The sequence below is a fragment of the Alkalibacillus haloalkaliphilus C5 genome (genome assembly GCF_000269905.1).
In the GTDB taxonomy this organism is placed as follows: Bacteria; Bacillota; Bacilli; order Bacillales; family Alkalibacillaceae; genus Alkalibacillus; species Alkalibacillus haloalkaliphilus_A.
The window spans coordinates 1-1,112 of the sequence record NZ_AKIF01000274.1; the positions used below are offsets into that span (position 1 = coordinate 1).

The 1,112-nt window shown below is 38.8% G+C and carries 1 pseudogene; it reads left to right on the top strand.

From position 1 onward, the window contains the following. Positions 1 to 155: 155 nt before the first annotated feature. Positions 156 to 1,088: pseudogene (locus A194_RS19070) on the top strand (ISL3 family transposase); the annotation flags it as partial. Positions 1,089 to 1,112: the final 24 nt, after the last annotated feature.

Consider the following 1,112-nt stretch of genomic DNA (forward strand, 5'->3'; position numbering starts at 1 on the left):
TTGATGAACATAAAACCCGAACGAATAATCGTTTTGGTTTTTTCGGCTCTAAAATATTTGTTGGAGTAGCTGTACAATTTCACTTAAAAGGTAGGGTGTCATTTACCTGATACCAACTCTGTGCTTTAACCAAATACAAAAAAGCACGCTACCAAAGGCAGTCACAAGAATTTAATCAATCCTTAGGGCTTGAAACAATCCACGGTAAAACATTTAAGGATGCAGCGGAAAGATTCGGTGTTTCACCAACGACAGTTATGAGGCGATTTGATGTGATAAGTGAATCTCTTCTTGAGAAAACAGAACAGTTACCACCAATTATCGCGGTTGATGACTTTAAGGGCGATACAGACGGTGAACGCTTTCAAACAATTATCAGCGATCCGATCAAACGAGAACCGATTGACATCTTAAAAGATCGTAAGAAGTCCACCTTATATCATTATTTAAAGGATCATGCGGATACTGTAAATGTTGTAGTGATGGATATGAGTCCATCGTATAAAGCTGCTGTCGATCAAGCGTTAAACGTCCCGATTATTGTGGCTGACCGTTTTCATTTTGTACGCTGTATTTATTGGGCGTTGGATCGTGTGCGTCGTCGTGTTCAGAGCATATTTGATGACTATGACCGTAAGAAGTGCAAGCGGATGCGCCATGTTTTTATGAAACGGAGCAGTACTATAACAGAGAAGCAAACGTGGTATCTTCACCATTATTGTGATAAATCAGAACTACTCACTGACGCTTACTTACTCAAAGAATGGTTCTGTGATTGGTTTGATCAGGCTAAGGAATTAGGGACAGATCATTTAAAGGAGATTAAAGCAAGTTTATATGAGTTTTACGATATCGTTAAACAATCGGAGATACCTGAGTTTGAGCAAGCGATTAAGACGCATCAAAATTGGCAAAAAGAGATCATGAATAGCTTTGGTTATAACTTACACAACGGGTACGTTGAAGGACTTAATAATCAAACAAAAGTTATTAAGCGACAAGCCTTTGACTTTCGACGCTTTAATCGATTGCGCCGAAAAGTATTATTATATCACCAGTATAAACATGTACAAGGACAAATGGCATAAAGAAGGAGTGCCTTAACGGGCACC